The 24,449-nt window shown below is 68.1% G+C and carries 19 protein-coding genes and 2 tRNA genes; 14 read left to right on the forward strand and 7 right to left on the reverse strand.

The genetic code is table 11. The features are described 5' to 3' along the window. Positions 1-29: 29 nt before the first annotated feature. Positions 30-1,355 (reverse strand): methyl-accepting chemotaxis protein, encoded by a 1,326-nt coding sequence (locus GRX31_RS02335; RefSeq protein ID WP_047217067.1) that lies wholly within the window; start codon positions 1,353-1,355, stop codon positions 30-32. A gap of 176 nt (positions 1,356-1,531) precedes the next feature. On the opposite strand from GRX31_RS02335, the gene GRX31_RS02340 reads away from it, so the two are divergent. The 5 genes from GRX31_RS02340 to GRX31_RS02360 all read left to right on the forward strand — a co-directional run bounded on the left by GRX31_RS02340 (position 1,532) and on the right by GRX31_RS02360 (position 8,579). Continuing rightward, a complete protein-coding gene (locus tag GRX31_RS02340) occupies positions 1,532-2,209 on the forward strand; it encodes a site-2 protease family protein (RefSeq protein WP_016445716.1) in 678 nt (225 codons plus the stop codon). Positions 2,210-2,284: 75 nt separating this feature from the next. Then, positions 2,285-3,577 carry a tryptophan--tRNA ligase gene (locus GRX31_RS02345; RefSeq protein ID WP_017404606.1) on the forward strand — a complete coding sequence of 431 codons (1,293 nt, stop codon included), beginning with the start codon at positions 2,285-2,287 and terminating at the stop codon, positions 3,575-3,577. Positions 3,578-3,672: 95 nt separating this feature from the next. After that, complete coding sequence (locus tag GRX31_RS02350) at positions 3,673-4,386, forward strand: response regulator transcription factor (RefSeq protein ID WP_016445714.1); 714 nt, start codon at positions 3,673-3,675, stop codon at positions 4,384-4,386. Continuing rightward, a complete protein-coding gene (locus tag GRX31_RS02355; RefSeq protein WP_160851323.1) occupies positions 4,383-6,173 on the forward strand; it encodes a FecR family protein in 1,791 nt (596 codons plus the stop codon). Before GRX31_RS02350 ends, GRX31_RS02355 begins: the two co-directional genes overlap by 4 nt. Before the next feature lie 27 nt (positions 6,174-6,200). Next, positions 6,201-8,579, forward strand: coding sequence for a CHASE2 domain-containing protein (locus tag GRX31_RS02360; RefSeq protein ID WP_160851326.1), 2,379 nt, complete (start codon positions 6,201-6,203; stop codon positions 8,577-8,579). 89 nt (positions 8,580-8,668) lie between these two features. Here GRX31_RS02360 and GRX31_RS02365 read toward each other — a convergent pair. The 3 genes from GRX31_RS02365 to hrcA all read right to left on the reverse strand — a co-directional run bounded on the left by GRX31_RS02365 (position 8,669) and on the right by hrcA (position 10,074). After that, positions 8,669-8,745, reverse strand: a tRNA-Arg gene (locus GRX31_RS02365). 178 nt (positions 8,746-8,923) lie between these two features. Then, a tRNA-Ile gene (locus GRX31_RS02370) sits at positions 8,924-9,002 on the reverse strand. A 67-nt stretch (positions 9,003-9,069) separates the two neighbouring features. Then, complete coding sequence (gene hrcA / locus GRX31_RS02375; protein ID WP_016445711.1) at positions 9,070-10,074, reverse strand: heat-inducible transcriptional repressor HrcA; 1,005 nt, start codon at positions 10,072-10,074, stop codon at positions 9,070-9,072. A 30-nt stretch (positions 10,075-10,104) separates the two neighbouring features. On the opposite strand from hrcA, the gene GRX31_RS02380 reads away from it, so the two are divergent. From GRX31_RS02380 to GRX31_RS02410, 7 genes are all read left to right on the forward strand, one after another. After that, a complete protein-coding gene (locus GRX31_RS02380) occupies positions 10,105-11,001 on the forward strand; it encodes an NAD kinase (protein WP_160851328.1) in 897 nt (298 codons plus the stop codon). Between the two features lie 2 nt (positions 11,002-11,003). Beyond that, a complete protein-coding gene (recN, locus tag GRX31_RS02385; RefSeq protein ID WP_046986090.1) occupies positions 11,004-12,779 on the forward strand; it encodes a DNA repair protein RecN in 1,776 nt (591 codons plus the stop codon). Positions 12,780-12,783: 4 nt separating this feature from the next. Beyond that, positions 12,784-13,686 carry an RNase adapter RapZ gene (gene rapZ / locus GRX31_RS02390; protein ID WP_016445709.1) on the forward strand — a complete coding sequence of 301 codons (903 nt, stop codon included), beginning with the start codon at positions 12,784-12,786 and terminating at the stop codon, positions 13,684-13,686. A gap of 30 nt (positions 13,687-13,716) precedes the next feature. Continuing rightward, positions 13,717-14,439 (forward strand): two-component system response regulator CreB, encoded by a 723-nt coding sequence (gene creB / locus GRX31_RS02395; RefSeq protein ID WP_016451047.1) that lies wholly within the window; start codon positions 13,717-13,719, stop codon positions 14,437-14,439. 16 nt (positions 14,440-14,455) lie between these two features. Further along, positions 14,456-15,916: a two-component system sensor histidine kinase CreC gene (creC, locus tag GRX31_RS02400; protein ID WP_160851330.1), complete on the forward strand. Its 1,461-nt coding sequence runs from the start codon at positions 14,456-14,458 to the stop codon at positions 15,914-15,916. A 124-nt stretch (positions 15,917-16,040) separates the two neighbouring features. Then, on the forward strand, positions 16,041-17,474 hold the full coding sequence (gene creD / locus GRX31_RS02405) for a cell envelope integrity protein CreD (RefSeq protein WP_016445706.1): 1,434 nt from the start codon (positions 16,041-16,043) through the stop codon (positions 17,472-17,474). Continuing rightward, on the forward strand, positions 17,471-17,731 hold the full coding sequence (locus GRX31_RS02410; protein ID WP_160851333.1) for a hypothetical protein: 261 nt from the start codon (positions 17,471-17,473) through the stop codon (positions 17,729-17,731). The genes creD and GRX31_RS02410 overlap by 4 nt, the downstream gene beginning before the upstream one ends. A 22-nt stretch (positions 17,732-17,753) precedes the next feature. Here GRX31_RS02410 and mutY read toward each other — a convergent pair whose 3' ends face one another. The 3 genes from mutY to mutM form a co-directional block, all read right to left on the reverse strand. Next, the gene (gene mutY / locus GRX31_RS02415) at positions 17,754-18,824 is read right to left on the reverse strand and encodes an A/G-specific adenine glycosylase (RefSeq protein ID WP_017405123.1); all 1,071 of its coding nucleotides are present in this window, start codon (positions 18,822-18,824) and stop codon (positions 17,754-17,756) included. Between the two features lie 4 nt (positions 18,825-18,828). Then, the gene (locus GRX31_RS02420; protein WP_017405122.1) at positions 18,829-20,826 is read right to left on the reverse strand and encodes a dynamin family protein; all 1,998 of its coding nucleotides are present in this window, start codon (positions 20,824-20,826) and stop codon (positions 18,829-18,831) included. Between the two features lie 338 nt (positions 20,827-21,164). After that, positions 21,165-21,992, reverse strand: coding sequence for a bifunctional DNA-formamidopyrimidine glycosylase/DNA-(apurinic or apyrimidinic site) lyase (gene mutM, locus GRX31_RS02425; protein WP_016445702.1), 828 nt, complete (start codon positions 21,990-21,992; stop codon positions 21,165-21,167). Between the two features lie 62 nt (positions 21,993-22,054). On the opposite strand from mutM, the gene GRX31_RS02430 reads away from it, so the two are divergent. Both GRX31_RS02430 and GRX31_RS02435 read left to right on the forward strand, forming a co-directional pair. Continuing rightward, a complete protein-coding gene (locus GRX31_RS02430) occupies positions 22,055-23,842 on the forward strand; it encodes a tetratricopeptide repeat protein (RefSeq protein ID WP_026062311.1) in 1,788 nt (595 codons plus the stop codon). Between the two features lie 44 nt (positions 23,843-23,886). Beyond that, entirely contained in the window at positions 23,887-24,399 is a 513-nt protein-coding gene (locus GRX31_RS02435; RefSeq protein WP_047326560.1) for an outer membrane lipoprotein LolB, read from the forward strand. Positions 24,400-24,449 lie beyond the last annotated feature (50 nt).

Genomic DNA, 24,449 nt, shown 5'->3' on the forward strand with positions numbered 1-24,449 from the left:
TGTTTTTGCAGCTTGATCCTGAAAGGCGTTCAGTGCTGCGCCCACTCCAGGGGCCGGGGTGCAGCAGCCGGCGCGCGCTGCAACGGCCTCGTCACAGCGGCGGACAAGACTGCGGCGGGAGCCATCGACGGCTTCTGCGGCTGCACCCGCACGCCAGCGCCAGCATCCTGCGGCTCGTCATCGAGCTTGAAGGCGCCCACGGCCTGCTCCAGCTCCTGGGCGCGCTCGCTCAACGCTGAGGCCGCACGCGAGGCCTGATGCACCAGGGCCGCGTTCTCCTGGGTGGCGCTGTCCATGTGGCCCACGGCGGCGTTGACCTGGGCAATGCCTTCGCTTTGCTCGCGCAGGGCCTGCGACATTTCGCCGAGCAGGCCCGAGACCTGGCCCACGGCGCCGACAATCTCCTGCATGGTGGCCCCCGCCTGGTTGACCAGGCCCGCGCCGCTTTCCACCTGGCGCACGCTGGTGGTGATCAGTTCCTTGATCTGCTTGGCAGCCTCGGCCGAACGGCCGGCCAGGCTGCGCACCTCGCTGGCCACCACGGCGAAGCCCCGGCCCTGTTCGCCCGCGCGTGCCGCCTCCACGGCCGCGTTCAGCGCAAGGATATTGGTCTGGAAGGCAATGCCTTCGATGACCTGGATGATGTCCACGATCTTGCGCGAGCTGCCGCTGATGGCCTCCATGGTCTGCACCACCTCGCCCACCACGGCCCCCCCGCGCCTGGCCGTGGACGATGCATCGACGGCCAGGCCGCTGGCCGAATGCGCGCGCTCCGCGTTCTGGCGCACGGTGGCCGTGAGTTGCTCCATGCTGGCCGCCGTCTGGGCCAGCGCCGAGACCTGGGCCTCGGTGCGGCGCGACAGGTCGGTGTTGCCGGCGTCGATCTCACCGGCCGACAGGCCGATGGAATCCGTGGACTGCTTGATGCGGCCGACCAGCTCGGTCAGCGTGTCTTCCATGGTGCCCAGCGCGCCCAGCAGGCGGCCGAAGTCGCCCTGCAGCTCGGTCGAAAACTCCTGGCTCAGGTCGCCGGCGGCCACCGTTTCGGCAATCAGGATGGCCTGGCCCAGCGGCTGCACGATGCCGCGCCGCAGGCTGAACCAGGCCACCAGGGCCAGTGTGCAGACGGCCGCCCCCAGGCCCAGCACCCACCAGCGCGTGTGCACCAGCGCCTGCTCGGCCACCGTGGTCGCCCCGCCGGCCGCCAGCGCCTGCTCGGCCTGCCCCAGCGAGAGCACCGTGACCGCCATCATCGTGAACACCAGCAGATTGATACCGCCGAACGCAATCACCAGCCGCCAGCCTATCGGCAGCCTGCCCAAGCCCAGTACGCCCACGTGCCACCTCTTGTCCATATGGCCCGAGGGCCTTGGTGAAAAACCTGTTGATTCGCCCATCGCATTGCTGTTTCATTTTGCAACACAGAGGCGGCTGTTGCCAATCCGCGGGAAACCACCATATCCGGTCGGCCGCAGCGCTGCGCACGGGCTCTGGCGGTGCCCAGCGGCAAGGGTGGCCGCCGTCTGAGACAATGCCCGCCGTGGACATCTCCAACCTCATCCAGACCGTACTCATCTATGCCCTGCCCGTGCTCTTCGCGATCACGGTGCACGAGGCTGCCCACGGCTATGCCGCACGCCACTTCGGCGACAACACGGCCGCCATGATGGGACGCATCACGCTCAACCCCATCAAGCACATCGACCCCATCGGCACCATCCTGATGCCGCTGCTGCTGTATTTCGCCACCTCGGGCGCCTTCCTGTTCGGCTACGCCAAGCCCGTGCCCGTGCGCTTCGACCAGTTGCGCAACCCCAAGCGCGACATGATCTGGGTGGCCCTGGCGGGCCCGGCCTCCAATTTCGTGCAGGCGCTGATGTGGGGCGTGCTGCTCGTGGTTCTGGTCGGATCGGGAGTGGGCGAGCGCTTCTTCATTGAAATGTGCCGCGCCGGCATCCTGGTCAATCTGGTGATGTGGGCCTTCAACCTCTTCCCGCTGCCGCCGCTGGACGGCGGGCGCATCCTCGTCGGCCTGCTGCCCTGGCGCCAGGCGCAATGGGTGGCGCGAATCGAACCCTGGGGATTCTTCATCGTCATGGGACTGGTCATCGCCGGCGTGGTCGGCAGCCTGTGGCTGCGGCCGCTGATGGATCTCGGCTATGCCGTGATCGATCTCGCGTTGACGCCGCTGATCGCGCTGCTGCGCTGAACGCGCGGCAGACCCGCCCAGCCTGCCCGTCAGATTCCCTTCTTTTCTCTCTATTGCCTGTCGCAGTCTCCCGTCATGAGCACCATCCGTTTCCTCACCGGCATCACTCCCAGCGGAACCCCGCACCTCGGCAACTATGCCGGCATGCTGCGCCCGGCCATCGCGGCCAGCCGCTCGCGCGAGGTGGAGAACTTCTACTTCCTGGCCGACTACCACGCACTGATCAAGTGCCAGGACCCGGCGCGCGTGCAGCGCTCCACCATCGAGATCGCGGCCAGCTGGCTGGCGGCGGGGCTGGACCCCGAGCATGTGACCTTCTACCGCCAGTCCGACATCCCCGAGATCCCCGAGCTGTGCTGGCTGCTGACCTGCGTGACCGGCAAGGGCCTGCTCAACCGCGCCCACGCCTACAAGGCGGCCGTGGACAAGAACCACGCGGACGGCGCCGAGACCGATGACGGCGTGACTGCCGGCCTGTTCATGTACCCCGTGCTGATGGCTGCCGACATCCTGGCCTTCAACGCCCACAAGGTGCCCGTGGGCCGCGACCAGGTCCAGCACATCGAGATGGCGCGCGACATGGCCTCCAGCTTCAACCACATCTATGGCGGCGAGTTCTTCACGCTGCCCGAGGCACAGGTCGAGGACAACGTGGCCACGCTGCCCGGCCTGGACGGCCGCAAGATGAGCAAGAGCTACAACAACACCATCCCGCTGTTCTCCACGCGCGAGCAGCTGCGCAAGCTCATCGGCAGCATCACCACCGATTCGCGCACGCCCGGCGAGCCCAAGGAAGTCGAGGGCTCGGCCCTGTTCCAGATCTACCAGGGCTTTGCCAGCGAGGAAGAAACCGAGGCGCTGCGCCGCCAGTACGCCGAAGGCATTGCCTGGGGCGACGCCAAGCAGCAGCTGTTCGAGCGCATCGACCGCGAGCTGGCCCCCATGCGCGAACGCTACGAGCACCTGGTGGCCCATCCGGGCGAACTGGAGGACATCCTGCAGGCCGGCGCCACCAAGGCCCGCCGCGAGACCCTGCCCCTGATCCGCGAACTGCGCTCGGCCGTCGGCCTGCGCAGCCTGGCCCAGGCCCCCGTGGCCGCCAAGGCCAAGGCCGCGAAGCAGGCCCTGCCCCAGTTCAAGCAATACCGCGAAGCCGACGGCAAGTTCTACTTCAAGCTCGTGGCTGCCGACGGCCAGCTGCTGCTGCAAAGCCTGGGCTTCGACGCCCCCAAGGAAGCCGGCCAGGCCATCGGCCAACTGCAAAGGGAAGGCGAGGCGGCCCTGTCCGCACTGCAGTCCCGGCTGCAGCCCGCCGACGCGCAGTTGGTGCTGGCCGCCCTGCAGCAACTGCGCGATGCTTCGGAGTAAGGGTAAGCTTCGCTTGAGAAACCGCATATTTGCGGGCAGTCTTGCCCGCAAGCCCTGCGCCCGGGATTCTGGCGCTTGCGTGAAAGGACATTGGGATGCGTATCGCTGCTCTGGACGATGATCCGCTGCAACTGGAGATGCTGCGTCAGGTTGCGCTGGAGACGGGCCACAGCTGCCACACCTACCAGACGGGCTCGGCCCTGCAGTTGGAACTGCGCCGCGAGAGCTTCGACCTTCTGATCGTGGACTGGCACCTTCCGGACATGGAAGGAACGGACCTGGTGCGGTGGACGCGCGGCCATGTGAGCCGCGAGCTGCCCATCCTCATCATCACCCACCGCAGCGAAGAGGCCGACATCGTCGAAGGCCTGTCCTGCGGCGCAGACGATTTCATGGTCAAGCCCGTGCGCCACGGCGAGCTGCGCGCGCGCATGGCCGCCCTGCTGCGCCGCGCCTATCCGGTGAACACGCAAAGCGTGCTGGAGTTCGGCCCCTTCCGGTTCCTCACCACCACCAACAGCCTGGAAATGAATGGTCAGCCCATCGAGGTGACGCACCGCGAATACACGCTGGCCCTGACGCTGTTCCAGAACCAGGGCCGCCTGCTGTCGCGCGAACACCTGCGCGAAGCCGTGTGGGGCCACAACGCCGAAGTGCAGTCACGCTCGCTGGACACACATATCTCGCGCCTGCGCGCGCTGCTGAACCTGCGCGCCGGTCAGCCCTACGCCATCAGCGCCGTGTACGGCTACGGCTACCGCCTGGACGTGCCTGACGAGGCATTGCAGGCGGCACCTCAAACACCATGAACAGACTCTTGCTCGCCGCCAGCCTGCGCGGGCCCGTCGCGCGGGCCTGCCTGCTGGCAAGCCTGGCCCTGCTGGGCGCTGCCGCCACACAGGCCCAGATCAAACCCGCCGCCAGCGGCGGCGACATGCTCGCCCACCGCGTGGCCACAGGCGACACCCTGGAACAGCTGGCCAGCCGCTACCTGGGCGATGCACGCCAGTGGACCCAGCTGCAGCAGCACAACGGCGTGGCCAACCCGTACCGTCTGCGGCCCGGCTCCGTGCTGGAGATTCCCGTGCGCCTGCTGCGCGCCGCCGTGGCCTCCGTGGAATTCGTGCAGGGCGATGCGCGCAGCACACGCGCGCTCGACCATCTGGCCGACACGCAAAGCGGCTCGGCCGAAGACGCAGGCCAGGTCCTGCGCAAGGGACAGACGCTGCAGGAAGGCGATCGACTGCAGCTTGCGCCGGACGCCTTTGTGGCCGTGCGCCTGGCCGATGGCTCTTTGGTGCGCGTGCAGTCGCAGTCCGATGTCCTGCTGCGCCAGATGCGCCGCAAGGGCCGGGCCGGCAGCCTGCAGTCCGTGATCGACCTGCGAGAAGGCAGCGTGGAGGCCTCGGTCCCCCCCGAGCAGGGCAATGCCCAGCGCCGCTTCGAAGTGCGCACGCCTGTGGCATCGACCAGCGTGCGGGGCACGCGTTTCCTGGTGCAGACCGATGCGGCAGGCAGGACAGCGGCCGCCGTCGATGAAGGCACGGTCGCCGTGGGCTCGGACGCCTCTGGCGCACCTTCCGGCGATGCGCTGCTGCACCCCGGCCAGGGCGTGGCCGTGGCGGCAGACGGCCGCGTCGGCCAACCCCGCCCCATGCTGGGCGCGCCTGACATCACCGCCTGGCCCGCCTTGGCGGAAGACGCCAACTGGATCAGCCTGCCCCTGCCGGCCTTGCCCGGCGCCGTGCGTTACCAGCTGCAGCTGTCGCGCGACGCGGACATGACCCAGGTGCTGCGCAGCGCCAGCTTCCAGGCCACGGCCTCACCGCTGCGCCTGGCAGGCGTGGACGATGGCGACTATGTACTGTCCCTGCGCGGCATCGACGCCCAGGGCATTCCGGGTGCAGCCAGCCGGCGCGCCCTGCGCGTCAAGGCCCATCCCGTGCCGCCGCTGTACGAATCACCGCAGGCCGACGCCACCGTGGGCCTGGGCCGCGCCGGCCTGCAGTGCACCAAGGTGGTGGGCGCCGTGCGCTACCGCATCCAGGTCGCTTCTGCCGATGCCCAGGCCGGCTTTGCCGAACCCGTCATCGACGCGCGCGACCTGAACGACTGCACATTGCCCGCAGCCGCGCTGGCCCGGCTGCCGGCCGGCCGCTATCTCTGGCGCGCCGCCAGCATCCGCACGCTGGCCGATGGCAAGCCCGACCAGGGCCCGTTCGCCGCAGCCCAGGCCATGCAGCTGGCGGCCGTGCCGCCCCAGCCCTCGGCCAGCGCGCTGCAGATGGGCGACGGCCCCGCCGAGGGCAGCCGCCAGATCCGCTGGAGTGGCGAGCCCGGCCAGCGCTACCACGTGATGGTGGCGCGCGACCAGGAGTTCACCGCGCCGCTGGTTGACCTCTGGACCGACCAGCCGCAATGGAGCACCGAGGACCTGCCCGCAGGCAGCTACTACCTGCGGCTGCAGATCGAGGACGCCAACGGCCTGCGCAGCGATTTCTCGGCCGCACGCCAGTTCCGCACCGGCAACTGGATCGTCGATGCCAGCGGCGAGATGATGCAATCGGGCAGCGGAGAGCGCCTGCAGCGCCAGTAACCGCACCCGTTCAATCCTTGACCACGCTTGTCCACCCTGCCGCCTTCGCCTGACAGTCCCGCCACGCCGGCGCAGCAGGTGCAGCCGGCGCCCGCGCGTGGCCGGGGGCTGCGGCGGGACTGGCTGCTGCTGGCGGCGGGACTGCTGTCCCTGGTGTTCTGGCTCAGCGGTGACGGGCAGCTGGAGCGCATCAACGGACTGGTGCAGGACACGGCCAGCTGGCTGCACCGCCCCAAGGCATCTCAGGACATCGTCATCGTGGCCATCGACGATGCCAGCATCGACGCCATAGGCCGCTGGCCCTGGCGGCGTGCCCTGCACGCGGGCCTGCTGGAGCGCATCAGCCAGGCCCCGCCGCGCGCCATCGGCCTGGACGTGATGCTCAGCGAAGAAGATCTGGACTATCCCGGCGATGACCTGCTGCTGGCGCGCGTCCTGCAGCGCAGCGGCCGCACCGCCTTGCCCGTGGCGCCGGGTACGGATCCGCTGCCGGCCTTTGCACAGGCTGCGGCAGCGCTGGGCCACACCCAGCTGCCCGTGGATTCCGACGGCGCCGTGCGCAGCTTCCATGCCATTGAAGGCAGCGCGCAGCAGCCCTGGTGGCACATGGCGCTGGCCCTGCACTGCGTGGGCCAGCACGGCCGCCCATGCGCCCGCCCCGAACCCGTGCCGCCGCTGGACCCCGGCACACCCGCATGGCAGCGCCGCCAGCGGGAGATCATTGCCTTCGCACAGGCCAGGCCCGAGCAGGGCGCGCGTGACCGCTCGCCCTTCACCACCTATTCGTACATCGACGTGCTGCGCGGCCGCATTCCTGCTGCGGCATTTCGCGGCAAATACGTGCTCATAGGAACGACGGCTGCCGGACTGGGAGCGCAGTTCACCGCACCGCTGGGTGCCAGCGCGCGCCCCATCTCCAGCGTGGAAATGCTGGCCCATGTGCTCAACGGCAGCCTGCAGGGCTCGCACGTACACCGCGCTTCGGCGGGGCTGGACCGTGCGCTCAACACCGCAGCCGTGCTGCTGGCCCTGCTGGCCCTGGCCTGGCTGGGCCCTTCGGGCGGCATGCTGGCCTGCGCGCTGCTGGCCCTGGCCTGCCTGTCGCTGGCCGGGCTGGCACCACGCATCTGGCAGGTGCAGACGGCCCCTGCCGCAGCCCTGCTGGGCCTGGCCCTGGCCTATCCGCTGTGGAGCTGGCTGCGCCTGCGCGCCGCCGCCCGCTTTCTGGCGCTGGAACTGCGAGACCTGCAGGGCCAGGGCCTGCCCACCGCGCTGCGCCTGGGCGGCGACCTGCTGGACCAGCGCATTGCCGCCGTCGAGCAGGCTTCGCGGCAACTGCGCGCCCTGCACCATTTCGTCAGCGAAAGCCTGCGCCAGCTGCCCTCGCCCACCTTTGTCTGCGACCGCCAGGGCCATGTGCTGCTGGCCAATGCCGCGGCCCATGCCTATGCGCGCAGCCTGGATCACGACCTGCGCGCTGGCGACTCCCTTCCCAGGCTGCTCGATGGCCTGCGGGCGCTGGACACGGCGCCCGGCCCGCAAGCCGGCAGCCCGCTGCTCACGGCCAGGGCGCTTGCCGCCGGCGGCCTGCCGCTCAGCAGCGAGGGGCGCGACGGCCGCGGCCGCAGCCTGATGCTGCTGGTCCAGGCCTTCGAGGCTCCGCCCACCACGGGCTGGCTGATCACCCTGGTCGATATCAGCGATCTGCGCAGCGCCCAGGCCCAGCGCGACCAGGCCATGCAGTTCATCTCGCACGACATACGGGCGCCCGTGGCATCCATCATCACCTTGCTGGAGATGCAGCGTGGTTCCGTACAAGCGCCCGACCTGGGCATGCTGCTCCCGCGCATCGAAGGCTATGCCCAGGCCTCCCTGCAGCTGGCCGACGATTTCGTGCACCTGGCTCGTGCCCAGCAGCAGGCGCTGCGCCGGCAGCAGCTGGACCTGGGCCTGGTGCTGGACCAGGCCGTGGAAAGCTGCTGGGCCCAGGCCAGCGCCGCCCATGTGCAGCTGGAATTCAGCCTGCCCGAGCAGGAATGCCCCGTGCTGGGCGACCCGGGCATGCTCCACCGCGCAGCCGTCAACCTGATCGGCAACGCCATCAAGTACGGAGCGCACGGGCAACCGGCAAGCGGCGCCACGGTGCAATGCCTGCTGCTGCAGGACGCCGGCCATTGCCGCATCGCCATCCGGGACCACGGACCCGGCATGGATGCACAGGCCGTCGCCCGCCTGAGCCAGCCCTTCGAGCGCCTGGACCACCATCAGCACCTGGACGGCGCAGGTCTCGGGCTGGCCTTTGTCCGCACCGTGGCTGCCCGCCATGGCGGGCAGCTGCAGATAGAAAGCGCGCCAGGCCAGGGAAGCACCTTCACCATCGTGCTGCCGAAGGCGCAGCAAGCCTGACCGGGGGTGTCATCCCAGCGGATCCCAGCGGATGGCCCGTGAAAACGAAAAAGCCCTGAAGTCTTTCAACTTCAGGGCTTTGCGTTTTTTGGTGCGGCTGGCAGGAATCGAACCCACGACCCCTTGGTTCGTAGCCAAGTACTCTATCCAGCTGAGCTACAGCCGCAACGCTTCGCATTGTAGCAGCGGGTTTTGGAGCTTCCAGGCAAAAGCGCCATATTTCTGCAAAAAACCTGGAAGTCGCATTCAACGGCAGCCGGGCGCAGCCATGCCAGCCGGCAGCGTCGCGCCCAGCAAAAAAGCCTGCCGCCCGGAAAGGCGGCAGGCTTTTTCATACCAATGGATGGTAGGGCCTCCCAGAGTCGAACTGGGCACCAACGGATTATGAGTCCGCTGCTCTAACCAAGCATGAGCTAAGGCCCCTGATTCACCAAGGCAGCGCGGATCCACGCCATGGCAAACGGCTATTGTAGATCCTAACCTGCCCAGCTCAGCGCTTGTGGCTCAGCGCGTTGCTGACCAGCTTGGAGGTGATGTCCACGATCTGGATCATGCGGTCGTAGTGCATGCGGGTGGGGCCGATCACGCCCAGCGTGCCCACCACCTTGCCATCGAGCTCGTAGGGCGCGCTGACCACGGACAGCTCCTCGAAGGGCACGACCTGGCTTTCGCCCCCGATGTAGATGCGCACGCCTTCGGCCTGGCTGGAGAAATCCAGCAGCCTGAGGATCTGGGTCTTTTGCTCGAACAGGTCGAAGGCGCGGCGCAGATTGCCCATGTCGCTGGAGAAATCGCTGACCGACAGCAGGTTGCGCTCGCCCGCGATGACCACGTCCTCCTGGGCGCTGGTCATGGCCTCCGTGCCCACGTTGACGGCTGCCTGCATGAGGGTGGCCACCTCGCCGCGCAAAAGCTCGACCTCGCCCTTGAGGCGCTCGCGCACCTCTTCCATGGCCAGGCCTGCGTAGTGGCTGTTGAGAAAGTTCGATGCCTCGATCAGCTGAGAGGCCGAGTAATCCACGTCGGTGAAGATGACGCGGTTTTGCACGTCACCGTCGGGCGAGACGATGATGACCAGAAAGCGCCGCTCCGACAGTCGCACGAATTCGATGTGCTTGAACACCGAGGTGCGGCGAGGCACCAGCACCACGCCCACGAACTGGGAAAGGCTGGACAGCAGATTGGCGGCGTTGGCGATGACTTTCTGCGGCTGCTCGGGCACGAGCTCGGGCGTCACGATATCTGCACGGTCCGCCGTGAGCATGGTGTCCACGAACAGCCGGTAGCCCCGGGCGGTCGGAATGCGGCCGGCCGAGGTGTGCGGACTGATGATCAACCCCAGGTCTTCGAGGTCAGCCATCACATTGCGTATCGTGGCAGGCGACAATTCAAGCCCCGACGCACGCGACAGGGTTCGCGAGCCCACAGGCTGGCCGTCAGCGATGTAACGCTCGATCAGCGCTTTGAGCAACAACTTGGCACGTTCGTCGAGCATGTGATGATTTTAATGATGTAATTTCCAGAAATGACGTCCACGTTTCGCCACGTTGCCTTGATCGGGAAATACCACGCTCCCAGCGCAAGCGCCCTGTCCGAGAATGCCAGCAACGCGCTCGAGCGCATTGCGGACTTCCTCAGGCGCCAGGGCTGCGAAGTCGTGCTCGATACCCAATCGGCCCTGCACGCAGGGCTCACAGACTACCCCACCCTCGATGTCGATGGCCTGGGCAGGCATTGCGACCTGGGCCTGGTCGTCGGCGGCGACGGCACCATGCTCGGCGTGAGCCGGCACCTGGCGCAATACGGAACGCCCCTGATCGGGGTGAACCAGGGCCGCCTGGGCTTTGTCACCGACATCGCGCTGGAGGACTTCGAGGCCACGCTCACGCCCATGCTGCAGGGCGAGTACGAAGAGGACCTGCGTCCCCTGATGTGCGCCCGCGTGATCCGCGACGGCGAATGCGTGTTCGAGGCCCTGGCCATGAACGACGTGGTGGTCAACCGCGGCGGCACCTCCGGCATGGTGGAGTTGCGCATCGAGGTCGGCGGCCGCTTTGTCTCCAACCAGCGCGCCGACGGCCTGATCGTGGCCACGCCCACGGGCTCCACGGCCTATGCGCTGTCCGCCGGCGGGCCGATGATGCATCCGTCCATCCCCGCCTGGGTGATGGCACCCATTGCGCCGCACAACCTGTCCAATCGCCCCATCGTGCTGTCCGATGCCAACGAGGTCACGATCGAAGTCGTGGCCGGGCGCGATGTCAGCGCCAATTTCGACATGCAGTCGCTGGCCTCGCTGCAGCACGGCGACCGCATCCTCGTGAGCCGCGCCCACCACAGCGTGCGCTTTCTGCACCCCAAGGGCTGGAACTACTTCGCCACGCTGCGCAAGAAACTGGGCTGGAACGAGGGAGGCGCCTGACCATGGCGCTCAAGCGCATCGTGCTGCGCGACTTCGTGATCGTGCAGGCCCTGGATCTGGACTGGCATGCGGGCTTCACCGTGCTGACCGGCGAGACCGGCGCCGGCAAATCCATCCTGATCGATGCATTGCAGCTGGCCCTGGGCGCCCGCGCCGACGCCGACGTGGTGCGCGAAGGCTGCCCCCAAGCCGATATCTGCGTGGAGTTCGACGGCTGCGCGCGGCTGCGCCCCTGGCTGGAGGCGGCAGGCCTGGCCTGCGAGGACAACAGCCTGCTGCTGCGGCGCACGGTGGACACCCAGGGCCGCAGCCGCGCCTGGATCAACGGCACGCCGGCCACGGCCACGCAGCTGCGCGCCCTGGGCGAGCAGCTGATCGACATCCACGGCCAGCATGCCTGGCAAAGCCTCACGCGACCCGACGCAGCACGCGCGCTGCTGGACGCCTATGCGGGCATAGACAGCCGCGAGGTCCAGGCCTGCTGGAGCCGCTGGAGCCAGGCACGACAAGCCCTGCAGCATGCGCAATCCGCCCAGGACAGCCTGCAGCGCGAACGCGAACGGCTGCAGTGGCAGATCACCGAACTCGACAAGCTGGCCCCGCAGGCCGACGAGTGGGACGAGCTCAATGCCCAGCACACGCGCCTGTCGCATGCCCAGACCCTGATAGACACCGCCCAGACCACGCTACAGATGCTGGAGGACGACGAGGCCGGCGTGATCACTCCGCTGGGCCGTGCCAGCCATCTGATACAGAACCAGGAACACCTGGAGCCCGAGTTCCAGAACATCGCCGATGTGCTGGCCTCGTGCACGGCCCAGGTGCAGGATGCGCGCCATTCGCTGCAGGCCTATCTGCGCCGCGCCGACCTGGACCCCGAACGCCTGGCCGAGCTGGATGCACGCCTGTCGCTGTGGATGCAGCTGGCGCGCCGCTACCGCCGCACGCCCGATGAGCTGCCGGCACTGCTGGCCGGCTGGCGCCAGGAGCTGCAGCAGCTGGACGCCGCCGTGGACATCGAGGCCCTGCACGCTGCAGAGCAATCCGCGCAGCAGCACTACCAGGCCAGCGCCCGGGTGCTGTCGCAGCAACGCGCCCTGGCTGCGCCGCGCCTGTCGCGCGCCATCACCCAGGCCATGCAGGGCCTGGGCATGGAAGGCGGCCTGTTCGAGGCCGCCCTGTCCACGGCCGACTCCCCTGGTGCCTTTGGCGTGGACAGCGTGGCCTTCCTGGTCGCCGGCCATCCTGGAGCCAGCCCCAAGCCGATTGCCAAGGTGGCGTCGGGCGGCGAGCTGTCGCGCATTTCGCTGGCCATTGCCGTGACCACCAGCGAGCTGGGCGAGGCCGGCACGCTGATCTTCGACGAGGTGGACTCGGGCGTGGGCGGCGCCGTCGCCGAGACCGTGGGCCGCCTCATGCATGCGCTGGGCCGATCGCGCCAGGTGCTGTCCGTCACCCATCTGCCGCAGGTCGCGGCCTGTGCCGACCACCACTATCTGGTGGCCAAGCAGCGCGCAAGGCAGGGCACGCTCAGCACCGTGCAGCCGCTGGACAGCACCGCGCGCGAGGCAGAGCTGGCCCGCATGCTGGGCGGCGAGCGCCAGTCCGAAACCACGATGGCCCATGCCCGCGAAATGCTGGCCATGGCGCGCCAGGCACCCCCGCCCCGTCCGGCGCCGCGCAGGCCCGGCCGGCAGCGGCCGCAGGCCGACGCGCAGCGTACCCGGCCCAAGCCGGGCCGTGCGGCCAACGGCGCGCGCAACACCAATGGAGGCTGATGCCATGTCGCTTGAGATCGTGCTGATCACCGGGATGTCCGGATCGGGCAAATCCGTCGCCCTGCATGCGCTGGAGGATGCCGGCTACTACTGCGTGGACAACCTGCCTCCCGAGCTGCTGTCCGCCTTCGTCGAACTGGAGCACGGCCGACACAGCAACAAGGTGGCCATCGCCATGGATGCGCGCAGCGCCGGGGGATTGCCCCACCTGCCCGGGCAACTCGAACGGCTGCAGCGCCAGGGTGTCGTGCCCCACCTGGTCTTTCTGGACGCCACCACGGGCACCCTGGTGCGGCGCTTCTCCGAAACGCGGCGCCGCCATCCTCTGTCGCAAGGGCCTGTCGCCGAGGGCCGCCGCGCCCTGGTGCAGGACATAGAAACCGAGCGCGAACTGCTGGGCGAATTGCGCGAGAAATCGCATGTCATCGACACCAGCCACCTGCGCTCGTCCCAGCTGCAAAGCTATATCAAGGAGCTGATTGCGGCCCCGGTGGGCCAGATGACCCTGGTCTTCCAGTCCTTCGGCTTCAAGCACGGCCTGCCCTCGGATTCCGACTATGTGTTCGATGTGCGCATGCTGCCCAATCCGCACTACGAACCCCAGCTGCGCCCGCTGACCGGCATGGATGCGCCCGTGGCCGAGTTCCTGCGCCAGCAGCCCGGCGTGGACCAGATGCGCCGCGACATCCAGCAGTTCCTGGAATCCTGGCTGGACATGATGGCCAGCAACCACCGCAGCTATGTCACCGTGGCCATCGGCTGCACGGGGGGCCAGCACCGCTCGGTCTTCCTGGTCGAGGAACTGGCGCGGCACTTCGCCCCGCGCTGGCCCACGCTGTGCCGGCACCGCTCGCTGGACAGCCGGCCCACCCCCAAGCCTGCCGACCTGCTTGCGCACGACATCTGAAGCGCCAGGGTCCGCTCCCGGAGTACTGCGATGCAAGGCATGCCGATGACGAACGCCCCGCGCGTGTTGCTGGTGGAGGACGATCCCGCCATCGCGCGCACCGTCTGCTATGCGCTGGAGCGCGACGGCATTGCCGTGCGCCACTGCCTGCAGCTGGCCGATGCACGCGCGCAATGGCAGGCGCAGCCGCCCGATGCCCTGCTGCTGGACGTGGGCCTGCCCGATGGCAACGGCCTGGACTGGTGCCGCGAGCTGCGCCAGGCAGGCGCCGCCGTGCCGCTGCTGGTGCTCAGCGCACGCGGCGAGGAAATGGACCGCGTGCTGGGCCTGGAGCTGGGCGCCGACGACTACCTGACCAAGCCCTTCAGCCCGCGCGAGCTGGTGGCCCGCACCCGCGCCCTGCTGCGCCGTGCGCAGCGCCTGCAGCCCGCGCCCACAGCCAGCACAGCGCCGCCGGCAGATGCCCTGTTCAGCATCGATACGCAAGGCCAGCGCGTGCGCATGCAGGGCGTGCCCCTGGAGCTGACGCGGCGCGAGTACCAGCTGCTGCGCTGCCTGCTGGAGCGCCCCGGACGCATCCTGAGCCGCGAGTTCCTGCTCGACAGCATCTGGGGCCAGGACAGCGACAGCACGGACCGCACCGTGGACACCCACGTCAAGACCCTGCGCGCCAAGCTGCGTGCCCAGGTGCCGCAGCAGGACTTCATCATCACCCACCGCGGCATGGGCTACAGCCTGACGCTGCCGGACTGACACGCCGCCGCACGCCATGCGCCTCGGACTGCGGCTGTTCTTCGCCTTTTTCGTCATCAACGGCCTGGCCGCATTCTTCGTGCTGCGCGTCTTCATGGTCGAGGTCAAGCCCAGCGTGCGCAAGGTGACCGAGGACACGCTGGTCGAAACCGCCTACGCCCTGGCCGCGCTGGCCAGCGACGACATGGCCAGCGGCGTGCTGCAGCAAAGCCCCGCGGACAGCCGCTTCGCGCACCACATGCAGGCCTATGCCAACCAGACCGTCAAGGTCTGGATCTGGGACACGCGCAAGACCAGCCTGGACATGCGCGTCACCATCACCGACCAGCAAGGCCTGGTGCTGTTCGACTCGGCCGGCCTGGACCAGGGCGCCGACTACTCGCGCTGGCGCGACGTGTACCGCACGCTGCGCGGCGAATACGGCGCACGCACCACGCGCGAGGTGCAGAACGACGAGGCCAGCAGCGTCATGTATGTGTCGGCACCCATCATGGTGGAAGGCCGCATTGCGGGCGTGCTCACGGCCTCCAAGCCCGCGCACTCGGTGCAGAAGATCGTGGACAGCGCGGAAAGCAAGATGCTGCGCGGCGGCCTGCTGTTCCTCGTGCTGTCGGCCGGCGTGGGCTTTGCCGTGACCTGGTGGCTGGTCATCCATGTGCGGCGCCTGCGCAGCTATGCCCAGCAGGTACAGGCGCCCACGCTCAACGAGGCCGCCTCCCCCACCACCGCCCCGCCCATGCCCGAGGCGCCACGCATGCCCGGCGAGCTGGGCGAACTGGCCCGTGCCATGGAGAACATGCGCAGCCGCCTGGAGGGGCGCGACTACATCGAGGGCTATGTGCGCGCCCTCACGCACGAACTCAAGAGCCCCGTGGCCGCCATCCGTGGCGCAGGCGAGCTGCTGCAGGAAGACCTGCCCGCCGCCGACCGCGAGCTGTTCGCGCGCCAGGTGGTGGACCAGTGCCAGCGCCTGCAAAACCTCGTGGACCAGTTGCTGCGCCTGAGCCAGCTGGAGCAGCGCCGCGCCCTGCACGCGCACACGGCCTGCAGCCTGCAGGCCTGTGCCGAACAGGCCATGGCGCAAGTGTACAGCGCTGCGCACCAGCGCCGCATCCAGCTGGTGCTGCAAGGCCAAGACAGCAGCGGCCCCTGGGAGCAGGACCTGGTGGTGCTGGCCCTCAGCAACCTGCTGAGCAACGCCATCGACTTCGCCCCCGAAGGCAGCAGCATCCACGTGGACCTGGAGCCCGGCCGCGTCAGCGTGCGCGACCACGGCCCCGGTGTGCCCGAGGCGCTACTCGGCCGGCTGGGCGAACGCTTTTTCACCACCCCCCGCCCCAACGGGGAGCGCAGCGGCACGGGACTGGGCCTGTCCATCGTGCTGCGCATCATGCTGCTACACGGCGGCAGCATGCAGGCCACCAACGCCCAGCCCGGGCTGCGTGTCACGCTGAACTGGCCACTGCGGGCACCCTGACCGCCAGGGCCTGCTCACTCGGATTTGGAGGCGCGAATCCGACTTCACCTTCACTTCACAGACTTCATTCCGGCCACACAGCCCCCGCCCAGACTGCGTCCACGATCAACGAACGGGATGTGGAATGAAGAACCGACTTCTTGCCAAAGGCGTGGCCCTGCTGGTCATGCTGGGCCTTTTGATGCTGGGCCTGGGCCTGGTACATGACGTGGTGCGCGACCGCATACGCAACCGCGACAACGCCGTGCAGGGCGTGGTCGCCAGCCTGGCCGGACGCCAGACGCTGATGGGACCGGTGCTGGTGCAAAACTGCACCGAGACCACCGGCATAGAAAAGGGCAGCAAGACGGAATGGACCACGCGCCAGTTCCAGCGCATGCTGCTGCCCGACCAACTGCGCCATGAGGCAACGGCACGCATGGAAGAGCGCTCGCGCGGCCTGCACCAGGTCAGCACCTACGCCATGCAGGACAGCATCAGCGCCAGCTTCACCCATGCCGCACAGTACCTGGAAAAGCCGTCCATCGAAGCGACAGCCAACCAGGCCGTGCGCTGCGGCGCACTGCGCGTGGCGCTGTCGCTGACCGATCCGCGCGGCATACGCTCGGCCACCATCGAGGCCGGCGGCAAGAGCCTGGACGTGGGACCCGGCACCTCGCTGGAACGCTACTCGCAAGGCCTGCAGGCGGAGCTGGCGCCTGCCCTGCTCAAGAAGGACGAGCCCCTTGAGCTGAAGATTGCCCTGGAACTGGTGGGCACCGAAAAGCTGGCCTTCGTGCCGCTGGGCAGCCACAGCCAGGTCCAGCTGTCGGCCGATTGGCCCCACCCCTCATTCGGCGGCAGCTTCCTGCCCAACCGGCGTGAAGTCAGCGACAAGGGATTCAACGCCAGCTGGAATCTCTCGGCACTGGCCTCTTCGGCGCGCCAGGCCTTCACCGACCAGCAGCCGCTGTGCCAGCCAGGCCGCCGCGACATGGAGGAATACGCCGCCACGGCGCACGCGCCCAGCAGCGGCCCCTGCCTGGAGTCGCTGGACACCGACTTCGTGGACCCCATCAACGCCTACTCGCTGAGCGACCGGGCCACCAAGTACGGCCTGCTCTTCGTGGTGCTGACCTTTGTGGCCGTCGGCCTGTTCGAGGTGCTCAAGCAATTGCGCGTGCACCCCATCCAGTACCTGCTGGTGGGATCGGCGCTGTGCAGCTTCTTCCTGCTGCTGATCAGCCTGTCGGAGCACATGGGATTTGCCAGCGCCTACGGCATTGCTGCCTCGGCCTGCGTGCTGCTGCTGGCCTACTACGCGAGCCACATCCTGGGCAGCCTGCAGCGCGGCCTGCCGTTTGCTGCGGGAATCGCCTCGCTCTACGGCCTGCTGTATGTGCTGCTGCAGCTGGAGCAAAGCGCGCTCATCGTGGGCTCCATCGCGCTGTTCGCCGTGCTGGCCCTGATCATGGTCTGCACACGGCATGTGGACTGGTATGCCTTTGGCCGGCAGGATGGCGACCGCGGCGATGCAGACGCAGGCACCCGCCCAACCGTGGGAGCGCTGCAGCCATGAACGTCCTCACCGACACCCCTGGCACGGCCGATGTGCCCGGCGTGCGCAGCCCGCTCGATCAGGCGCTGGAACGCCAGCGCTGCGAGCAGGCCTGGCACCAGGCGGTGCAAAGGGGCGACCGCCAGGCCCTGTTCAGCCTGCGTCTGCACATTGCCGAGGCCGCCGCACGCGCACGGCGCAAGCCGGGCGCACGTAAACAATGGCTGGCGTGGATGCTGCTGCGCTGCGCCCTGCTCCTGCCGCGCCGCACGTTCTAGGAAGACGCGGCGGCCTTGGGCTTCAGCCCGCAAACTGCGCATCCAGCAGCTTGCGCACCGGGGCCGGCAGGCCCATGTCGGCCCAGGCCCTGGCATCGGCCCAGCAGCCCTGGCCGTCTGCCATGGCAGCATCCGGGCCGCTGCCATGGACAGGCACGCGCACCGGATGCAGATGCAAATCACGGTGGGTGAGCACATGCAGGAAAGCCGGCAGCTCGGTCCAGTCGGCGGATCGTGCGGCGGGCCAGTGCCGTGCGGCGGCCTGCTCCAGCGCCTCGCGTTCATTGAACACGGGAGGCGCATAAAGGCCCGCCCAGATGCCCTGCTGTGGGCGGCGCTCCAGCCAGACGCGGCCTTGCCCGTCCACGGCGATCAGCAGCCACCAGGCCTCGGAACTGCGCTTGAGCTTGCGCGTGCGCACGGGGTAGTTTTCGGGATTGCCGAAGCGGGCCGCCCGGCACTGCGGCTGCAGCGGACAGACCAGGCAGCTGGGCTTGCGCGGCGTGCAGATGGTGGCACCCAGGTCCATCAGGCCCTGGGTATAGCGGGGCATGGCTTGCTGCAGGTCCTCGGTGGGGCACAGCTGCTGGGCCAGGTCCCACAGTTCGCGCTCGTTCCTGGCCACGGCCAGATCGGCATCGAAGGCCAGCACGCGCGTGAGCACGCGCCGCACATTGGCATCGAGGATGGGCACGCGCTCGGAAAAGCAAAAGGACGCGATGGCGCCGGCCGTGGACCGGCCTATGCCGGGCAGCGTGGCCAGATCCTCGGCCCTGCGTGGAAAGGCACCACCCCACTCCTGGACCACGGCCTGGGCGCAGCGGTGCAGGTTGCGCGCGCGGCTGTAGTAGCCCAGGCCGCTCCACAGCGCCAGCACGGCATCCTGCGGCGCGGCCGCGAGGCTGGCGACATCGGGAAAGGCATCAAGGAAGCGCTGGTAGTAGCCCAGCACGGTGCTCACCTGGGTCTGCTGCAGCATGATTTCAGAGAGCCAGACGCGGTAGGGATCGCGCGTCTGCTGCCAGGGCAGGTGATTGCGTCCATGCGACGCCTGCCACTGCACGACGGGCGTGGCAATCGAGGGAAAGGTCAAGATATCAAGCAGTCAGTGAAGTTTCCTGTGCAGCCTTTGCCAGGCCGGGGAAGGCGGGCGTGGGCGACAGGGGTTGCAGCAGTTCCATGGTGGCCTGTCCCAGCTGCAGCTGCAAGGCCGTGAGCTGTTCGTCGGCGGCCTCGATTTCGGCAATGCGCTCGACCAGGCCCGAAGCCGCATTCTGGATGCGGTCCACCGCTTCGATGCGGCGGGCAAAGCTGCGCTTGCGCTCTTTCAATTGGGCATCCAGCTGGGCCGTGGCGGACTTGCTCCACATGTCCACGTCGTTGGCCGCAGACTCGAAGACCGTGCGCAGACGCATGGCAAGGGCCTTGATCAGCCGCTGGGCAAACGCGGGATTGCTGCGCCTGAGCGCGTGGCCCAGGCCCAGGTACTGGGTGTAGCTGGCCTCGATGCGCTGCAGGTCGCCACCGAACTCGGTCAGCTCCAGCTGCGCAGGAGCCTGCAGCGAGAAGCCGAACTCGGCATTGAGTTCCTTGAAGGTCGCGCCCAGCATGGACTGGATCTCGCCGGCCTGCGCCTGGGCCCGGGTCGCCACGGTGCGCAGGCGTTCGAAGGTTTCCGCGTAGACCTTGCGCGCGCCCAGCTTCAGGCCGCGCTGCTCCAGCGCCTCCTTGAGATCGACCAGTTCCTGCTTGAGCGCGCTGGAACCGAGCTGCCGGAAGATGTCGCGCAGCATGCGCATGTGCACCAGGCGCACGGCCTGGATCCTGGCGGCGCTGGCATCGAAATCGCGCTGCTCGCTCTCGATGCGGTTGCGCATGGAGGCAATCACGCTGGCGTTCTTGCCGCGCAGGCTGCGCAGCTCGGCCATCTGGTCGTCCAGGTCGCGGCGGCGGATATTGAGCACGCGCTCCACCTCGACCTGCAACTGCTGCACATTGGCCCTGACAGCCGTCTGCAGCACCTTCTGGCGCTGGCCCATGATGCCCTCGGCCAGCATGTTCTCGAACATGGGCAGCCCGCTGGCCTGCAGCAGCGCCTCGTTGCCGGAGACCTTGGCCACCAGGCCCTTTTGTGCCGACACGGGCAACACCCGCTCCACAGGCAGGCCCAGCATCTGGGCCGATTCCTGGCGCTGGCGCTGCAGCTGGGCCTGCACCTGCGTCGCGGAGCTGAGGCTATCCCACAGCGTATCTATCTTGTTGAGCACCACCAGACGCGAATCGGCCAGTGCCTGCTGGCCCGACGCCGCATCGGGCGGCAGCACATGGTCGCGCCAGATGGCCAGGTCGGACTTGGTCACGCCGGTATCGGCCGCCAGCACGAAGACCACGGCATGGGCCTGGGGGATGAGGTTGACGGTCAGCTCGGGCTCGGCACCCACGGCATTCAGGCCGGGCGTATCCAGAATGACCAGCCCCTGCTTGAGCAGGGGATGGGGCATGTTGATCAGCGCGTGGCGCCACATGGGCACCTCCACCAGGCCCTGCTCATCCACGAAGGGATTGCCGCCCTGGTCATCGTCATGCCAGAAGCCCCAGGTTCGCGCCAGATCCACCGACACCTTGCGCACCTCGGCCACCTTGGCCAGCGTGTCGGCAATCTGCTGGGCATTGTTCACATCCAGCGGCAGCTGCAGCCAGGCCTCGGGCCGGGCGCGCCACTGGCCCAGGCTTTCCAGCGATTCGCGCGTATCGATGGGCAGCAGGCGCAGGCTGGGCTGCAGTTCGGCTTCCCAGCCCAGCTCGGCCGGGCACATGGTGGTGCGACCTGCGCTGGCCGGCATGAGGCGGCGGCCGTAGTGGGCGAAGAAGACTGCGTTGATCAGCTCGGACTTGCCGCGGGAGAACTCGGCCACGAAGGCCACCATGACCTTGTCGCCGCGCACCTGGGCTTCCAGCCGCTGCAGCCGCTCCTGCACAGCGACATCCAGCAGCTCCTGGGACTGCAACCATTCGCGCAGCGCATGCAATTGCTGCGCAAAGCCACGGCGCCATGCGCCGTGCTGGTCGAATTGCTCGTTGAATGATGGTCCCACGTGTTTCCCCCGCCATTGCATCGCCAATGCCTGCCGATGCTTAGTGATCGCCTCGACATTGCGCCGCAAGCGTGATGCCTTTTCTCATCAAAATATAGCACCGTCGCCCCGTTTTGCCCGCAGCTGCGCCCCAAGGCCGGCCCCTGGAACGGGGGGATTCAGGGCAAAACATCGTTTATTTACAAATGAAACAATATTTCACCATCAATCCAGCGCGGCTGAGGGGTGATTTTTCAGAAATGTGAGCCTCCCGCACAGACCCGATATGAATCTCGCGCAGATTGGCCTCCACAAGCGTTACGAGACGTTGAGAATCCGCTCCTCTTTTTGAGGCCATCTCACGCTTTCTGACACCGCGCGCAAAAGTAGGTGCTGCGCTGGCCCTGGCGCAGCAGCTGTATGGGCGAGCCGCAATGCGTGCAGGGCTGGCCCTCGCGGCCATACACCTTGGCCTGCAGCTGGAAGTGGCCTGCCATGCCGTCGGGCGCCGAGAAATCACGCAGCGTCGTGCCTCCTTGCTCCACCGCCAGTTCCAGCACGCGGCGAATCTCCTCGAACAGCCGGCGCACCTTGCGCGGCCCCACCTCGCAGGCCGGCTGCGTGGGCGCAATGCGTGCCATGAACAGCACTTCGGACGCATAGATATTGCCCACGCCCACCACCACGCTGCCGCTCAGCAGCAATTGCTTGATGGGCGTACGGCTGGCCTTCAGACCGGCCTTGAAGGTCTCGAACAGGAAGCTGTCATCCAGCGGCTCCATTCCCAGATGGTCCAGCAGCCTGCGCGCCCAGGGATCGTTCTCGGCCGGCACATACATCACCGCACCGAACCGGCGCGGATCGTGCAGGCGCAGCTGGCCCTTGCTGGTGTGCAGATCGAAATGGTCATGTGCGCCCGCCGGACCCAGCGGCAGCTCGTGCGGCGCCACGAAACGCAGGCTGCCCGACATGCCCAGATGCAGCATGAGCAGGCCTTCGCTCAGTTGCATCAGCAGGTACTTGCCGCGCCGGCGCACGCTGTGCACCTCGCGCCCGGTCAGAAGCTCGGGGGCAATGCCCAGAGGCCAGCGCAATGGCTTGCCCAGCGCCACGGATTCAATGCGCGCTCCGGCGATCTGCGAGGCGAACGCACGCCGCGTGACTTCTACTTCTGGCAATTCGGGCATGCGATCCGGGTTGTACTGAGGTTGTGCGAAATGCGGGCCGAGGCTTCGATTATTATGATTCGATGGATCATCGCCTTCGCCTTCAGGGACTCGCCGTGGCAGCAGCCCTGGCCATGGGTTCCGCCACTGCCTGGGCTCTGCCTGGCAAGACCGCAGCCACCATCGAGACGGAATCCCCGGAACCTCCATCGTCCGCCGCCGCGTCTGCCGAAGAGGAGCGCGCAGCGCTCAACGCCGAACTGTTCTACGAGATCCTGGTCGGCGAAATCGCTGCCAGCGAAGGCGCGCTGGGCGATGCCCAGGCCATGATGATGGAGGCTGCGCGCACCAGCGGCAGCGAGCAGCTGTACCGCCGTGGCACGGAACTGGCGCTGCAGTCGCGCTCCGGTGAGCGCGCACTGGCCAATGCCCGCGCCTGGCTGGACGCCTTTCCCCAGTCACGCGATGCCAACCGCTTCGTGCTCCAGATCCTGGTGGCGCTGAACCGCATCGCCGATACCGGCAGCTATCTCAAGCGCGAGATCGAGGCCACGCCCGCTCCGTCCAAGCCCGCCACCTATCTGGGCATCACCCAGCTCTACAACAACGCCAGCGACAAGGCCCTTGCTGCCGATGTGGTCGAGCAGGCTATGGCCGGCGAAACCGACAATCCGGCCAGCGGCCCGTTGGCCTGGGCCACCATCGGCCACATGCGCCTGGGCGCCGGGCAAAAGGCCGCAGCCATGCAGGCCGTGCAAAAGGCCCAGGCGCTGACGCCCGACACAGGACCCGTGGCCCTGCTGTCCATGGAGCTGCTGGAAGCCGGCATGCCGGAGGCGGAACCCATCGTCAAGCGCTACCTGGCCAAGAACCCGTCAGCCCAGATGCGCATGGCCTATGCCCGCGTGCTGCTGGGTCAGCAGCGCCTGGACGAGGCCCGGCAGCAACTGGTCTCCATCACCATGGATTCGCCCGACTACGCCGAAGCCTGGGCCACGCTGGCCGCCCTGCAGCTGCAAACGAACGATGTGGGTGCGGCGCAGGCGTCCACCGAGCGCTTCGGCAAGCTCGTGCCGCAGATTCCTGCCGGCGTGGCGCGCAGCGCCGGCCAGTCCCAGTACTACCTGCTGCAATCACAGATCGCTGAAAAGCAAGGCAGGTTCGACGAGGCCGACGCCCTGCTGCGCCGCATCGACGATGCCCCCAACCTGCTGAGCGTGCAGGCGCGCCGAGCGAGCCTGCTTGCACGCCAGGGCAAGCTCAAGGAAGCGCGCGCCCTGATCGAAGCCGTGCCTGCCAGCGGCCCCAGCCAGCAACGGCTCAAGCGCCTGGCCGAAGTGCAGTTGTTGCGCGACGCCAATCAGAATGCCCAGGCCTATGCGCTGCAGGCCGAGCTGCAAAAACAGGACCCCGAAGACGCCGAACTGGCCTACGACACGGCCCTGCTCGCGGAGCGCATCGGCAAGCATGACGAAATGGAGCGGCTGCTGCGCGGCATCATCGCGCGCCGGCCCGACTTCCAGCATGCCTACAACGCGCTGGGCTACTCCTTCGCCGAGCGCGGCATCCATCTGGACGAAGCAGAAAAGCTCGTGGGCAAGGCGCTGGAGATGTCGCCCGGCGACCCCTTCATCACCGACAGCCTGGCCTGGGTGAAATTCCGCCAAGGCAACCTGGACGAAGCGCTCAAGCTGCTTGAAAGCGCCTACGCCTCCCGCCCCGACGTGGAGATCGCGGCGCACCTGGGCGAGGTGCTCTGGGTCAAGGGCGATCGCGAACGCGCGCAGAAGATCTGGCGCCAGGGCCTGGCCTCCAGCCCCGACAACACCACGCTGCGCGACACCCTGCGCCGCCTGGGCGTCTCGCTTTGAGCCGCCGCGCCGTGCCCCACCCCGTGCCCCATCGTTTGCGCCCCATGCTCATCCGCCGGCAGCTGTGCGCCACGGCTGCTGCCACGGCGCTGCTGACTCTGGCCGGCTGCGCCCTGCCACCCCGCCAGCTCCAGGCCGATGCAGCAGCACCGGCCGCCGCCGGGCACTGGTCGGGCCGACTGGCGCTGCAGGTGGAAGATGCGCAGAACCAATCCTTCAGCGCAGGCTTCGAGCTGCTGGGCACACCCCAGCGCGGCGAGTTGCTGCTGTTCACCCCCCTGGGATCGACGCTGGCACGCCTGCTCTGGGCGCCAGGACAGGCCAGCCTGCAGCAAGGCGAGGACCGCAAGACCTCGGACTCGCTGCCCACGCTGGTGCAAGAGCTGACGGGCAGCGACCTGCCCATCGCCGCCCTGTTCGACTGGCTGCAGGGCCGGGCCACCGCAGCCGCAGGCTGGCAGGTCGATCTCTCCCGCATGGAGCAGGGCCGGCTGTCCGCCCGGCGCCATGACCCGCAGCCGCCGGCAGCGCTGCGCATCGTGCTCGACACACCCTGATTTGCGCCGGGCGCGCCCTCTGCACCCCCATCCCGCCGCACCCGCCTCCA

Source organism: Delftia sp. CH05 (assembly GCF_009827015.1).
Taxonomy (GTDB): domain Bacteria; phylum Pseudomonadota; class Gammaproteobacteria; order Burkholderiales; family Burkholderiaceae_C; genus Comamonas; species Comamonas tsuruhatensis.